Below are 14,072 nucleotides of genomic sequence, written 5' to 3' on the forward strand. Positions count from 1 at the left end.
TCCCCGCCGACAAGGACCGGGCCGTCGCCGACCTGCAGGCCCGCGGGCTGACCGTGGCGATGGTCGGCGACGGCGTCAACGACGCTCCCGCCCTGGCCCGCGCCGACGTCGGCCTGGCGATCGGCGCCGGCACCGACGTGGCGATCGAGTCGGCCGGGGTCATCCTGGCCTCCTCCGACCCGCGCGGCGTCACCGGCGTGCTCCGGCTGTCCCGCGCGTCGTACCGGAAGATGATCCAGAACCTGGCCTGGGCCGCCGGCTACAACGTGGTGGCGATCCCGCTGGCCGCCGGCGTCCTGGCCTGGGCCGGGATCGCGCTCAGCCCGGCCGTCGCGGCGGTGCTGATGTCCGCCTCCACCGTCGTGGTGGCGGTCAACGCGCAACTGCTGCGCCGGGTGCGGCTCACCCCCGGACAATCGGCCGGCGGGAGGGCGGCACGGCCGGGGCGGTGAGCACCTGTGCGAGGTCGGCGGCGCCGCGCGTGCGGCCGGTCGCCTCGGCCCATCCGGTGGTGATGAGCAGCAGGGCGGCGATGTAGGTGGTCATCACGGCCAGGCTGTGGCCGGGCAGCGTGGTGCCCGCGGCGTCCAGCCCGATCAGCAGGTCGGAGACGAGGAACAGCGCCCCGCCCGCGGCCACCCGGCGGGAGACGCCGGTCGCGGCGGCGGCCATCAGGCTGAGCGCGAGGCTGTAGCCGAGGACCGGCAGCCGCAGCGGGCCGAGGGCGTTCCACAGCGCGACGTTGGCCGCCGCCCAGCAGACGAGGTAGCCGACGACCGCCGCGACGGGCGGCCGGCGGTGCCGCAGGAAGGCAGTCAGGAAGCCGATCTGGGCGCCGAGGAAGCACCCCATGCCGACGAGGAACGCGGTGCGGCCGGACAGCAGCAGCGCGACGTCCCCGGCGGTGGCGAAGACCAGCCCGACGGCGACCCCGTCGACGCGCCGGCGCGCCCGCAGCAGGTACGCCAGCAGCACCGGCGCGAGCAGGGGCTTGGCCAGCCACTGCAGGGCGGTCACGTCGGCCGCGACGCCGATCAGTTCGACGGCGGCCACCACGCCGAACGGCCAGAGCCGCCTCATCGGACGGCGACCGGCTGCGTGTGCGGGACGGGCTGCCAGCCGGGCCGGCCGAGCACGTAGCCGAGCCGGTGCCGCCAGGACGACGCGGCCCGCGCGTCTGCCCAGATGGCCCGGTACTCGTGGGTCGCCACCCGCAGCGGGTTGTACGTGCCGATGTTCTTCGTCAGGCCGTACCGGACGGCGGCGCGCTCCGGCTCGAAGGTGCCGAACAGCCGGTCCCAGACGATCAGGATGCCGCCGTAGTTGCGGTCCAGGTACTCGGCGTTGGCGCCGTGGTGGACCCGGTGGTGCGACGGCGTGTTGAAGACCCACTCGACGGGGCGGGGCAGCACGGTGATCCGCTCGGTGTGCAGGAAGAACTGGTACAGCAGGCTGACCGACTGCTGGAGGAAGATCATCCACGGGGGGATGCCGAGCAGCGCCAGCCCGAGCCAGAACGGGATCGACGTCATCGGCGTCCAGCTCTGCCGCAGGGCGGTCGAGAGGTTGAAGAAGACGCTGGAGTGGTGCACCACGTGCCCGGCCCAGAGCAGCCGCACCTCGTGGTGGGACCGGTGGAACCAGTAGTAGGCCAGGTCGTCGGCGAAGAACAGCAGGACCCAGGTCCAGACGCTGGTGGGGGAGAGCTGGATCGGCGCGACCGTGTACGCGGCGGCGTAGAGGCCGATCGTCAGCAGCTTCCACGGCACGCCGATGACCTGGCTGCCGGCGCCCATGGTCAGGCTGGTGGCGGTGTCGCGCAGTTCGTACCCGCGTTCGTCGTCGTCGGGCGCGAAGCGGTAGGAGAGCGCCTCGACGGCGATGAGGAGCAGGAACGCCGGTACGGCGTAGAGCACGGCGGGGATCATGCCCGGGCTTCCCTTCTCGGCGGTGCGGCGGGGGTGGTGAGGGGGGCGGTGAGCAGGGCCCGTGCCTCGCGGGCGGCGTCGGAGGCCCGGCCGGTGACGATGGCGTCGGCGAGCCGGCGGTGGCCTGCGACGTCGAGCAGTTCCGCGGCGCGCCGCTCCGGTGGCACCTCGCCGACGGCGAGCGCGCCGGCCACCAGGCTGTTGAAGGCCAGCAGGTAGGCGGTGTTGCCGGAGCCGGCGACGATGTGCCGCCAGAGCACGATGGTCGCCTCGCCCATCCCGGCCAGGTCCGGCGCGAGCCCCGCGTACTCCTCGACGGCCCGCGGGATCGCGGCCCGGGCCGCCGGGTCGCCGCGCTCGGCGCAGAGCCGGGCCGCGTCGACCCCGACGCAGGCCCGCATCTCCAGCATGTCGCGGACGAGGGTGTCGACCGGGAGGGTGTCGTGGAAGCGGGTGAGGGAGAGCGCGAGGTCGAGCCCGGCGTGCACCCGCCAGTCCAGCACCCGGGTCGCGCCGCCCTGGCTGACCCGGACCAGCCCGAGCTGCTGCAACCGGCGCAGCGCCTCGCGGACGGCGTGCCGGTTGACCCCGAAGGTGGCGGCCAGTTCCCGCTCGCCGGGCAGGGCGTCGTCGGGGCGGTAGGAGCCGCTGACGATCGCGTCGCGGATCTGGCCGAAGACGTGGTCGGAGACGGAGGAGCGGGGGACGGGGGCGAAGTCCATGACGAGGAGTGTGGCGCAGCGCACATCAACCCGTCAACTGGTTGGACCAGCTCGCCCTGCAGCCGTGGCGGCGCGCGGGACCGGGCCGGGTCAGTCGTCGATCGTGACGCTGGTGATCCAGGACGGCGGCAGCGGCGCGCCCGCCCCGATCAGCCCCGCGACGACCCGGGTCGCCTCGAGCGGCGCCGCCGGCCACGGCGTCAATCCGTCGGTCAGCACCACCACGATGTGCGGTCGGTCGCGCAGCGCGGCCTCGATCCCGACCCGCATGTCGGTGCCGCCGCCCCCGGCCAGCCGCACCTCGCCGACGGTGTGCACCCGCCGTACGACGTGCACGGCCGCGTCGCAGGAGAGCACGGTGACCCGGTTGCCGCCGACGCCGACCGCCCGGAGCACCCCGGCGACCTCGGCGAGCGCCGCCGCGAGCTGCGACTCGCCCATCGACCCCGACGTGTCCACCACGACCGCCACCCGGGGCACCGGTCGGCGCAGGCTGGGCAGCACCACCCCGCGGGTCGCCGCGGCGCGCCGGGAGGGCCGGTGGTAGGTGTAGTCGACCGCGCCGCCGGCCCAGGCGGCCGCCTCGCGTACCGCGCCGGTGAGCGCCCGCCGCCAGTCCACCCGGGGTTCGAGCACCTGGGCGGCCCAGCGTTCCCACCCGGCCGGGACGGTGCCCCGGGAGCGGACGTGCGCACGGACCGCGTGGGCCGTCTCCCGGCGGATCGCCCCCGCCTCCACCACGCTGACGCCGCCCGCGCCGTTGTGCTCCCACGGCCGGTCGACACCGTGCGCCCCGGATCCGCAGTCGTGCGCCCCGGCCGCGCACACCTGCGGCGGCAGCATCGGCAGGTACGCCTCGAACAGCAGGCCCGCCGGCAGCCCGAAGGTCTTCGGCTCGATCCGGTCCGGCGGCAGCGGCAGCCGGTCGGCCACCAGGTCGTCGTTGATCTCGCAGTCCTGCGCGACGTTGACCCGGTGGTGGTCGCGCCGCTGCCCGACGGGGAGCCGGTCGGCCCGGCCGTGGTGGTCGCGGAGCAGGTGGGCCACCTCGTGGATCCACACCGCCGCGAGCTGGGCCACGGGCAGCCGGTCGACGAACCCCGGCGAGACGTAACAGCGCCAGTGCCGGTCGACGCCCATGGTCGGCACGTCCGGCGACTCCACCACCGTGACGCTGTAGAGCGCGGTGGCCAGGTAGGGGCGGTCCTGCGCCGCCCGGAACCGGGCGGCGAGCAGCTTCGTGCGGTCCAGCCGGCCGCCGCCGGCACTCATCCGGCCAGGCGTCCCGACAACCGCAGCACGTCCGCGAAGGCGTGGATGGCCGGCGGCACCGGCCACGAGGTGTCGCGCAGCGCCGCCAGGTCCATCGCGGCGCGCGCCGCGACATCCGGCACGCCCGCCTCGACCGCCTTGCCCAGCACCACCCAGCCGGCCTCCCAACGGGACCGGTCGACCTTCGCCTGCACCGCGGAGATCACGGCGGTGAGGAACGCCAACTGCCGGTCGCCCCGCTCCGGCAGCCGGAACGCCGCCGGGTCGGCGAGCACCCGCTCCGGGTCGGGCAGGTCCAGGTTCTCCAGGTAGGTGACGAACTCCAACCCCGCGCCGTCGCCCACGGCGCCGATCACCGCCAGCGCCAGCGCCTCCGCCCCGGTCCCCGCCGCGTGATGGACGGTGAGCAGCCGCAGCACCATCTCCCAGGTGCGCGGCGACGGCCACGCGCCGCCGCGGGCCTCGGCGTCGGCGGGCAGGTGGTGGGTCAGCCCCGGCCGGGCGGTGAGGAAACCCGCGATCGCGCCGCGCGCCCTGGCCAGCGCCGTCGCGGTGCGCCCGGGCCGGACCTCCGGCACGGTCACCGCCGGCCACGTGCCGGCCAGGCCCCGCGCGACCGTGCGCGCGTCGTGGGTCCAGTGCAGGTGCACGAACCGGTTCGCCAGCGGCGGGGCCAGGTGCCAGCCGTCCGCCGCGCTGGTCGGCGGGTTCGCGGCCGCCACGATCCGCACCGACGCCGGCAGCGCGAGGCTGCCGACCCGACGCTCCAGCACCACCCGCAGCAGCGCCGCCTGCACCGCCGGCGGCGCGGAGGAGAGCTCGTCGAAGAAGAGCAACCCCGATCCGGTACGCGCCAGCCGGACCGCCCAGTCCGGCGGAGCCATCGGCACCCCGTCGGTGGCCGGGGAGTCCCCGACGATCGGCAACCCGGCGAAGTCCGACGGCTCGTGCACGCTGGCGATGACCGTCTCCAACGGCAGGCCCAACCCGTCGGCGAGCTGCTGGAGGGTGGCGGACTTGCCGATGCCCGGCTCGCCCCACAGCAGCACCGGCAGGTTCGCCGACACCGCCAGGGCCAGCGCCTCGACCTTCGGGTCGGCGGCCGGCTCCGTCCGCCACGCGCGGGTGGCGGCGACGAGGTCGTCGGCGGCGGCCAGCGCCGGCCCGGCCGCCGTCATCCGTCGACCCATTCCGCCAGCACGTCCCGGATCCGGAACACCGGCTGCACGTCCTCGCCGTCGTCGTCGTACATGCTCGCCTTCCCCTCGGCCAGCTCGCGGGGGCTGTAGTCGTCCTCGTCGAGGGCGTCCGGGTCGGCGCCCGCGTCCAACAGCGCGCGGACCAGCTCCGGACTGCCGCCGTCGCCGACGGCCACGTGCAGCGCGGTGCGGCCCCGCCGGTCCCCCGCCCCGATCGGCACGCCGGCGTCGAGCAGCCGTCGGACCAGCGAGACGTCCTCCACCGCGCGCAGGTGGTGCAGCAGCGTGCCGCCCCGGCCGTCGCCCATCCTCGGGTCGAGCCCCGCGTCCAGCAGCGCGGCCAACGTCGCCGCGCCGCCGTGCTGGATCCGCAGCAGCACGTCGCGCCGCAGCTCGCGCAGGGGCCGGGGCAACCGGCCGGCCCCGCCGCGCCACGCCTGCACGGCGGCGAAGCAGCCCGCCGACTGCCCGCCGAGGGCGCGCAGCAGCTCCTCCCCGGCGACCTCCTCGGCGGTGTGCGAGACCGGGTCGAGCCGGCCGTCGCCGTGGACGAGGACGTGCCAGCCGCCCCCGCACCGCACCGGCACCTCCACCCGCAGGCCGGCCACCTCCGGCCGCGCCGTCCCGCCCTGCGCCACGCACAGCCGTACCGCCGGCACCGGTGGGCGGTCGCCCGGTGACGGGACGGTGTCCGGCGTGGCCGGCGCCGACGGGAACAGGGCCCGGCGCACGAGGGGGTGCAGCTCGGCGGGGTGGAGCAGGCCGTGTCGCAGCAGGTCCAGGTCGGCGGGTCGCTCGTGGACCACGCCGGCGAAGCGGGGACGGGTGAAGTGCTCCCGCTCGTACCCGACGAACGCGGCGGCCACGCTGCCGTCACCCCGCCGGTGCACCTCGGCCACCGGCCGCCCCCCGGACCAGATCATCACCCGGTCGACGCCGTAGCGGTCCTCCAGCCGGGCCAGCTCGGCGTCCAGCCCGAGCGGGACCAGGCAGCCGCGAGCGGCGCTCGCGACCTCGCGGTTGAGGTAGTAGGTCTCCGGGGCCTCCGGGTCGAGGTCGACGCCGGCCACCGCCCACGCCTCGACCATCTCGCCGCCGGCGACCAGCCGGTCGAAGACCTCGGCCCGGCTCGCCGGGTCGCCCGGGTCGACCACCGTCGCGTACGACTCGAACGGCCGGGCCGTGCCGTCGGCCGCCAAGCCGGGCAGCCGGCCCGGCGAGCCCCCGTACGCGCCGGCGAGTCCGTCGACGTGCGCGGCGCTCCAGTACACCGGCGGCAGGTCCTGCCGGGGGTAGCCCTCGCGCAGTGTGGGGCGGACGGTCAGCCGCAGTCGCTGCGACCCGTCGACCGTCTTCGGCGTGTCCACCATCAGCGCGACGTCGCGGTCGTCGAACCGCCCGTCCACGGCGGACAGCACGAACCGTTGGTGGGTGGCGACGCTGGTGCGGCCGCCGAGCACGCGCGGCAGGTGCCAGCGCAGCAGGTCCGGGGCGAGCACGTCGAGGTCCGCCTCGATCCGGTCGGCACGGGCCCGGCCGTGCTCCCGGGCGACCTCGGCCAGGTCGAACGCCACGTCCATGCGTCCGGCCGCGCAGGCGGCCCGCCAGTCACCTGCCTCCCGGGCCGCGGTGCACGCCTCGACCATCGCGGCCGGCACGGCGTACCGCCGGACGCGCTGCCAGGTGCGGATCTCGTCGACGACGGGCGGGTTCACCGGTAGACGCTCGCGATCGCCCGGATGTCCTCGTGCGGCGCGGTGACCGGCCGCTCGGCGAGCAGGGCCGAGGCCCGGCGACGCTGTCGGCGCGGCACGCCCCCGTTGATGCCCAGGTACTCCAGCGTCGGGTGGCCCTCGACGGCCTCGACGAGCCGCTTCGCGCCCCGCCCACCGATCTCCGTACGCCGCAGGTCCAGCCGGCGCAGCCGGGCGGCGGGCAGCGCGTCGGCGAGCGCCGCCGCGCCCTCGTCGCCGACCACGTTGCCGCGCGCCCCGAGAGCCCGCTCCGAAGGCGGCCGGGCCAGGTCCAGCGCCCGCCAGGCGCCCAGGTGCCGGGCCAACGCGGTCACCCCGGCCGGGGTGATCCCGTTGCCGCCCAGACCGAGCGTCACCTCCACCCCGTCGGCCAGTTCGGCGAGGGCGGCGGCGCCGGCGTCCCCGAGGTGGTTCGCCGCCAGGTAGAGCTCCCGGACCCCGGCGGCGTGGACCAGCGCGCCGAGCACCGGCACCGCGTCCGGGCCGAAGCCGTTGCCGCCGAGGAAGAGCCGCTGCACCGGCCGCTCCCGGGCGGCCAGCGCCTCGGCCAGGGCGGCCAGCCCGCGTACGCTCATCCCGACGTTGACCAGGTCCAGCGTGCGGATGGTGGAGTTCACCGCGAGCGCGGCGGCGAGCCGCCGGACGCCCTCGTCGCCGACCGGGTTGCGTTTGAGCCACAGCGCCCGCACCGTGTGGTCGCCGGCCAGCCGGGCGGCGAGCGCGTCGACCCCGGCCGGGTCGATCCGGTTGCAGCCCAGGTAGAGCGTCTCGAGGTGGTGCCCCGGTCGCAGCGCCTCGGCGACCGCCCGGGCGCCCTCCGCGCCGAGGCCGTTGGTGCCCAGCAGCAGGTGCCGCACCAGCGGCGAGTCGACCGCGGCGGCCACGATCCGGGCGGTCTGCGCCGGGCCGACGCCCTGCTTGCACAGGTCGAGCCGGCCGTCGGGCTGCACCGTGCCGCGCGGGAACTCCTCGGGCGCGACCACCGCGTCCGGCACGGAGAGACGGACCAGCAGCGGGTCGAAGTCGGCCGGGTCGGCGAGCCCGGCGTCGGGGTCGGCGATGGCCGGGCACCGCACCGGCGTGGGACGGGTCACCAGGGCACGCTCCGGTAGTCCTTGAGGAACTGGCCGCTCACCGGCGCGCCGCGGACGCCCCGGACGATCGGGTCGTAGACCCGGGCGGCGCCGTCGACCACGTCGAGCGGCGGCCGGAACCCGAGGTCACGCTGGGCGGTCTTGCCGGGGTGCGGCCGCTCGTCGGTGACCCAGCCGGTGTCCACGCTGTTCATGTGGATGCCACTGGCCAGATAGTCGGGGGCGACCGTGCGGACCAGCATGTTCAGCGACGCCTTGGCCATGTTGGTGTGCGGGTGCCGGGTGGTCTTGCCGGAGCGGCTGTAGCTGCCCTCCATCGCCGAGACCTGCACGACATGCCGCTGCGGGTGGGCGCTCGCCTGCATCAGCGGGCGCAGCCGGGAGGTGAGCAGGAAGGGCGCGAAGGCGTTGACCACGTGCACCTGCAACCACTCGTGCGGGCTCACGTCGGCGTCGCTGAGCACCCACGAGTTGACCTCGCGCAGGTCGAGCGGCTGGCCCGTCTCGTCGACCTGCCCGGCCGGGAAGAACGCGTCCAGCCCGGCGGGCAGCCGCCGCGCCGTGGTGGCGGCGGGCGCGGCCCCGACCGCGATCCGCGCCGCCGGCCCCTCCAGCGCCGTCGACTCGGCCGCCCGGACCTCCCGGTGGTACGCCTCCGGCCGGTACAGCGTCTGCGCCGCGTTGTTGACCAGGATGTCCAGCCCGGCGAAGCGCCGGCCGACCAGCGTGACGAAGTCGAGCGTGCCGGCCAGGTCGAGCAGGTCCAGCCCGTGCACGTAGAGCCGGTCGACCCAGTCGTCCGCGTCCGGCACGGCGGCGAAGCGGCGGGCGGCGTCCCGGGGGAACCGGGTCGTCACGATCACGTCGGCGCCGTCGCGGAGCAGCTTGAGCGCGGTGTGGAAGCCAATCTTCACCCGGCCGCCGGTCACCACGGCGGTGCGCCCGGTCAGGTCGCAACGGGCGTGCCGCCGCTCGCGGTTCTCGGCCGCGCACGGCGGGCACATCTGGTGGTAGTCGACGTCCACCCGGCGGTAGGGCAGCTTGCACACGTAGCAGTGCCGCTCCCGACGCAACGACCCGCGCTCCACCACGTCGTGGTCCGCGCCGTCCCCGGCCAGGGCGGCGGGTCGGCCGGAAACGGGCGGGGCGACGTCGGGGATCTCGGTGTGGAACCGGGTGGCGCCGGCCAGCAGCGCGCGGTCCGCCGCCCGGGTCGCGGCGTCCCGGCGGGCCTTGGCGCGCTTCTTCACTCCCCGGTGGGCGGCCGTGACCGCCCGTTCCAACTCCTGCCGGGTCGCCTCGTCGAGGTCGGCGTCGTCGAGCCGGGCCAGGACGGCCAGGCAGGCCGCCAACTCGGCGCGGTCGACGGACACGGTGCTCCTTCGTGAAGGGGTGGCGGCGAGACCGGCCGGATTCGAACCGGCGTCCTCCAGCTTGCTGTCAAGGCGCGTCGACCTCTGCGCTACGGCCTCGCCGCGCGGGAGCATACCGAAGGCCACCGACAGCGCGTCGACTACGTCGCGTCAGCTTCCGCGCGTCGACTACCGTCGCATCAGTTTCGGCGCGTCAGCTTCCGCGTGGCGGCGAGCAGCCCGGCGGGGGTGCGGCCCTGCGCGTCGACGGCGTCCGGGTCGGCGCCGGCCGCGAGCAGGGCCGCCATCACCTCGGTGTCCAGTGCGACCGCGGCGGCGTGCAGCGGGACGCGGCAGTCCCGGTCGCGTTCGTCGACGTCGAGACCGGCGGCGGCGAGCGCCGGCAGCATCCTCGTGTGGTCCAGGTGGGACAGCCAGTGCATCAGCGTGCCGCCCGCGCCGTCGCGCAGCCCGGGGTCGAGACCGTCGGCGAGCAGGGCGAGCACGCCGTCGGTGTCGCCGTGCAACGCGCGGGCGAAGACCTCCTGCCGGAGCCTGCGGATCTCCTTCGGCACCGGTCTCGCCCCGGTGCGCCAGGCCCGCACCGCCGCCGCGCAGCCCCGGAGCGGCCCGCCCAGCCCGGCCAGCAGGAACTCCCGGCGCAGTTCCTCGTCGCTGTGGTGCGGGGTGGCGAGGCGCCCGTCGGCGGGGCGGACGACGTGCCAGTCGGGCCCGCACCGGATCCGGATCGGTGCGGGCGGCGCCGGTGCCGCAGCCCGCCACGTTTGCGCCCGACCCGGGAACAACGCCTCGTGCACCAACGGGTGCAGCTCGTCCGGCGTCAGGTCGCCCCGACGCAGCAGCGCCACGTCCGTCGGCCCCGGTATCCCGAAGGCGCACGGCCCGACGGCGGGATCGCGCCAGCTCGCCCTACGGACGGTCGGTCGGCCGTCGGCGGCGACCTCGACGGCGAGCCGGCGGTCCGCGCTGACCTGTGTCGTCGCCCCGTAGCGGTGGGCGAGGCGGCGGGCCTCGTGGGCGAGCACGGGCAGCGCCGGCCCGTGGGCGGCGAGCGGGGCCGCGAACCAGGCGGCGTGCTGCCGGGCCTCGTCGGCGTCGACGGTGAACCCGGCCGCCTCGTACGCCGCCACCGGTCGTCCCGCCGACAGCAGCGCGGCGAGGGCTTCCACCTCCGCGGCCCGGTCGCCGGTAAGCGCCGGCCCACCCGTGCCGCCGGACGGGTACGGGTGGCCGTCGGGCGAGTGCCAGGCGAGCCGGGCGGCCGAGGCGCCGTACGCCCAGCGGCGCGCGTCGACCGCCGCCGCGTCCCAGCACCAGCCCGGCAGGTCGTGCCACCGGGGCGGCAGGCGCCGGCTGTCGGTGACCCGTAGCCCGATCCGCTGCGGGGCGCGGTCGGTGAGCGGCAGCGTCGCCACCAGCAGCGGGACGCCGGAGTCGGGCGGCTCGGCGCCCGTCGGGACCGGGCCGGGCAGCCGGGTGAGCACGACGACGGCCCGCGGCAGCAGGGCCAGTGAGTCGGTGCGGGGCAGGAAGCGGCGCAGCAGGTCCGGGGCGAGGCCGCGCAGCTCGTCCTCGATCCGGGCGGCCTCGCCGCCGCCGTACCGGGAGGCCACGTCCGGCAGGTCGATGTGCGCGTCGACCAGCGCCGCCCGGCACGCGCCCCGCCAGTCCCCGGCGTGGCGGCGGGCGGTGGCGGCGGCGACCATGCCCGGCGGCGAGGCGTACCGCAGGAGCCGCAGGTGCCGCTCCCGCTCGCGTCGGCGCTCCATGTCGGCGTCCCCGTTCCCGTCGGGAGCGGGCCGGCCGGGATCGAACCGGCGTCCTCCCGAATAGCAGTCGGGCGCGACGACCTCTGCGCTACGACCCGCTCGCCGGGGAGTGTAGGGGGTGCGGACCGGCCGGATTCGAACCGGCGTCCTCCCGGTTTTGGAGACCGGGCGCGACGACCGCTGCGCTACGGCCCGCACGGACCGGAGGGGACGACGCCCGGGCGGCGGACGGGCCGGAATCGAACCGGCGTCCTCCTCCCTGCCAAGGAGGCGCGACGACCTCTGCGCTACCGCCCGCCGCGAGCGAGTGTAGGGCACCGTCGGGGGCGACCTCGCTGTGCAACGAGTCCTGGTCGGTGGCGCCGCCCAGCCGCTCCGCGCCCACGAGGCCACGCTCGCCCGCGACCTGACCAGCGAGTGCCGGGACCTCCCCGACCCGCCGGCTCGACGCCGGCCAGGAGCCCCAGCACATCGTGCCGCGTCAGCCGGGGGCGACCACCCGGTCCGCCGGCGGCTGCGTCACGGTGCCGCCCGGGGACCGCCCCTCCTCGTCGGCCGGTGCCCGCCCCGCGTCGCCGGCCGGGGTCCCCGCCGCGCCGCCGGCCCCGCCCGCCCCGGCCTCGACGCCGCCTGCCGCGTAGCCGGCCCCGCCGCCCACGGCCTCGACGGCGGGCGCCGCCGGCCGGTCACCGCGCGCACGGGCGCCGACCTGCGGGTACTCGGCGGTCTCCGCGCCACCCGTGGCGGCCGCCATGACCGCCGCCGCGGCCAGGTCCGCCACCCGCTTCGCCTCCCGCTTCACCCGGGCACGGACCTCCTTGGCGTGCTGCTCGGCGGAATCCGCGGCCCGGCGCACCTCGTCGAGCCGGTGCTGCTCGTCGGCCAACTCCTGCCGGGTCTCGGCGAGGCGCTGTTGCAGGTCGGTGAACTCCCGCTCGGCGTTGGCGCTGTCCTGCCGCGCCTGGGCGAGCTGTTGCTGCGCCGTCTCCAGCTCGGACTGCAACCGGGCCAGCGCCTCCCGCCGGTCCCGGAGGCCCTGCTGCGCCGCGGCGAGCTGCTGCTGGTGGGCCGCGGCCTGCTCGTCGGCGCGCTGGCGGAACGTGGCGGCGTACTGCTGCGCCTCGGCGATCAGCGTCGCGATCTCCTGCTCGGCCGCCGAGCGCTGGCCGGCCAGCTCCCGCTCCGCCGCCGCGCGCTGCTCGGTGACCTCCTGCTCGGCGGCGGCCCGCCGTTCGTTTATCTCCCGCTCCACGCCGGCCTGCCACTGGCCCAGCTCCTGCTGGGTCTTCGCGCGTGCCGCCTGCATTTCCTGCTGGATCTGGGTACGGGCCGCGGTCAGGAACGCCTCGGATTCGGCGCGGGCCTGTTCGAGCTGCTGGGCGCTCTGCTCGTCGATCCGCCTGGCCTCCTGGAGCGCGTGGTCGTGGGCTGCCTCGCCGGCCGCCCGCAGGCGCTCCGCCGCCTCGCGGATCCGGGCCAGCTCGGCCTGGGCGTTGGCGCGGCGTTCCTCGTGTTCCTGCTCGTCCTGGGCGCGCCGGGCCTCCGCCTCCTCCGCCAGCTCCCGCAGCGTCGTGGCGGCGTGCTCCCGTGCCTCGGTGAGCGCCCGCTCCGCCTCGGCCCGCAGCTCGGCAGCCTCCTGACCGGCGGCGTCGGTGATCACCCCGGCCTGCTTCTCCGCCAGGGCCAGGATCTGGTCGACCATCGGTCCCAGGTCGCGGAAGGACGCCCGGTCCGGCTGCGCCGGCCGCTCGCGCAGCTCGGCGACTTCCGCGTGCAGCCGGTGCAGCTCGGCGGTCAGCTCCCGCACCTGGCCCGAGGCCCGCTCCCGCTCGGCGGCCAGCGCCGACCGCTCGCCGTCGACCTGTTCGACGTACCGGTCGACCTGCCGCTTGTCGTAGCCGCGCAGTGCGAGGTCAAAGCTCGGCCGCGAGGTCGCGTCCTCGCGTGCCGCGAACGGCTGCTCGCCGTGGGACATGCACCCTCCTCCGTACGATCGCGAGCGCCACACCGGCGGGGAGTCCGCGCCACGGGCCGTGATGTGGCGCCACGCTACCGCCGCCGCGCGGGCCGGTGGAACGGGGTGACCCCGCCCGGCGGCCCCGCGGGACGGATCGTGCCGGCCGCGGAGCCGCCGTAGGTGTCGACTGCTTCCGGGGGTGGTGTCCCACCGCGGCGTACCGCCAGGTGAGGCAAACGTGTCTGATGTGGACTCGCGTCAGGCGGCCGGCTCACGGCGCCCGCGCGTAGATAGGCGTCAGGGCGCTGCCGCTCCGCGACCGTCGGGACGCCGGTGACGACGTTGCGCCGTCCGGCCCGAACCGTCGGTCGGCTCGCGAGCACCGCCGAGCCGAGAGGGCTGGCGGTCGACCTGGCACGCCCGGCCCGTCGCCGCGGGGGCGGCGGCCCCACGGTGCTCGGCGGACGGCACCCCGCACGGCTACCGCACCTACACGCCGCTGCACGCGCACGCCCTGCACCGGCGGCGGCCAGCTCACGGTGCTCGGCGGTGGACAGCACCGGCGGCTTCTCCGGCAGCAGGTCGGCGGCGCCGGCCGCGAGGCAGCCCAGGGCGATCGGCAGGTGGGTGTGTGCGGGGGGACGCAGACCACCACCACGTCCGGCCGCGCCGCCGCAGCGTCTCCCGACGGTCGGGCGTCAGCCTGCCGCCCGCTTCGATCGCGGGCGGCAGGCTGCGGCGTCCCGGCTGTGACGCGCGACGCCGGTCGCCGATTTGACGATCTTCCCGCGGGACGCGTAACTTTCTCTCTGCCAGCGCGGAACGGACGAAACGGGGCGAAAGCCCTGGAGGCCGGAGCGTGGGAATGAGCTTCGGGTTCGGGGGGTTGTGCTCCTCGGGTCCGGGACCGGCGGTGCCCCGGATTCGCCGTGAGGTGGATTTGGTGGGGCGGAGCCGACCGGGTATGGTTCGACGCCGGCAGGGAGCCGGGCGTGTTCGTGGGT

11 protein-coding genes and 4 tRNA genes are annotated in these 14,072 nt (G+C 76.5%); 1 reads left to right on the plus strand and 14 read right to left on the minus strand.

Annotation, left to right across the window (positions count from 1 at the left end; genetic code table 11):
• A partial coding sequence (locus AB0L34_RS28680; RefSeq protein WP_363708168.1) for an HAD-IC family P-type ATPase occupies positions 1-452 on the plus strand: 452 nt, incomplete at its 5' end.
• On the opposite strand, the gene AB0L34_RS28685 is transcribed toward AB0L34_RS28680, so the two are convergent.
• From AB0L34_RS28685 to AB0L34_RS28750, 14 genes are all read right to left on the minus strand, one after another.
• Positions 403-1,080, minus strand: a complete 678-nt coding sequence (locus AB0L34_RS28685) for a lysoplasmalogenase (RefSeq protein WP_363708170.1) — start codon at positions 1,078-1,080, stop codon at positions 403-405. The genes AB0L34_RS28680 and AB0L34_RS28685 overlap by 50 nt on opposite strands.
• Positions 1,077-1,928: a sterol desaturase family protein gene (locus AB0L34_RS28690; protein ID WP_363708172.1), complete on the minus strand. Its 852-nt coding sequence runs from the start codon at positions 1,926-1,928 to the stop codon at positions 1,077-1,079. The genes AB0L34_RS28685 and AB0L34_RS28690 overlap by 4 nt, the downstream gene beginning before the upstream one ends.
• Positions 1,925-2,650: a GntR family transcriptional regulator gene (locus tag AB0L34_RS28695; protein ID WP_363708174.1), complete on the minus strand. Its 726-nt coding sequence runs from the start codon at positions 2,648-2,650 to the stop codon at positions 1,925-1,927. The genes AB0L34_RS28690 and AB0L34_RS28695 overlap by 4 nt, the downstream gene beginning before the upstream one ends.
• Before the next feature lie 90 nt (positions 2,651-2,740).
• Positions 2,741-3,922 carry a VWA-like domain-containing protein gene (locus AB0L34_RS28700; protein WP_363708176.1) on the minus strand — a complete coding sequence of 394 codons (1,182 nt, stop codon included), beginning with the start codon at positions 3,920-3,922 and terminating at the stop codon, positions 2,741-2,743.
• Positions 3,919-5,100, minus strand: coding sequence for an AAA family ATPase (locus AB0L34_RS28705; RefSeq protein ID WP_363708178.1), 1,182 nt, complete (start codon positions 5,098-5,100; stop codon positions 3,919-3,921). Before AB0L34_RS28705 ends, AB0L34_RS28700 begins: the two co-directional genes overlap by 4 nt.
• Positions 5,097-6,836: an ankyrin repeat domain-containing protein gene (locus tag AB0L34_RS28710; RefSeq protein ID WP_363708180.1), complete on the minus strand. Its 1,740-nt coding sequence runs from the start codon at positions 6,834-6,836 to the stop codon at positions 5,097-5,099. The genes AB0L34_RS28705 and AB0L34_RS28710 overlap by 4 nt, the downstream gene beginning before the upstream one ends.
• Entirely contained in the window at positions 6,833-7,969 is a 1,137-nt protein-coding gene (locus tag AB0L34_RS28715; RefSeq protein ID WP_363708182.1) for a gala protein, read from the minus strand. Before AB0L34_RS28715 ends, AB0L34_RS28710 begins: the two co-directional genes overlap by 4 nt.
• On the minus strand, positions 7,966-9,342 hold the full coding sequence (locus AB0L34_RS28720) for an SDR family NAD(P)-dependent oxidoreductase (protein WP_363708184.1): 1,377 nt from the start codon (positions 9,340-9,342) through the stop codon (positions 7,966-7,968). The genes AB0L34_RS28715 and AB0L34_RS28720 overlap by 4 nt, the downstream gene beginning before the upstream one ends.
• 26 nt (positions 9,343-9,368) lie before the next feature.
• Positions 9,369-9,441: transfer RNA gene (locus tag AB0L34_RS28725), tRNA-OTHER, on the minus strand.
• Between the two features lie 80 nt (positions 9,442-9,521).
• Positions 9,522-11,111 (minus strand): hypothetical protein, encoded by a 1,590-nt coding sequence (locus AB0L34_RS28730; protein ID WP_363708186.1) that lies wholly within the window; start codon positions 11,109-11,111, stop codon positions 9,522-9,524.
• Between the two features lie 24 nt (positions 11,112-11,135).
• Positions 11,136-11,210, minus strand: a tRNA-Ser gene (locus tag AB0L34_RS28735).
• Between the two features lie 20 nt (positions 11,211-11,230).
• Positions 11,231-11,307, minus strand: a tRNA-Trp gene (locus AB0L34_RS28740).
• 28 nt (positions 11,308-11,335) lie between these two features.
• Positions 11,336-11,408 (minus strand) — tRNA-Ala (locus AB0L34_RS28745).
• 184 nt (positions 11,409-11,592) lie between these two features.
• Positions 11,593-13,086, minus strand: a complete 1,494-nt coding sequence (locus AB0L34_RS28750; protein ID WP_363708188.1) for a hypothetical protein — start codon at positions 13,084-13,086, stop codon at positions 11,593-11,595.
• Positions 13,087-14,072 lie beyond the last annotated feature (986 nt).

The organism is Micromonospora sp. NPDC052213 (assembly GCF_040679695.1).
GTDB lineage: Bacteria > Actinomycetota > Actinomycetes > Mycobacteriales > Micromonosporaceae > Micromonospora.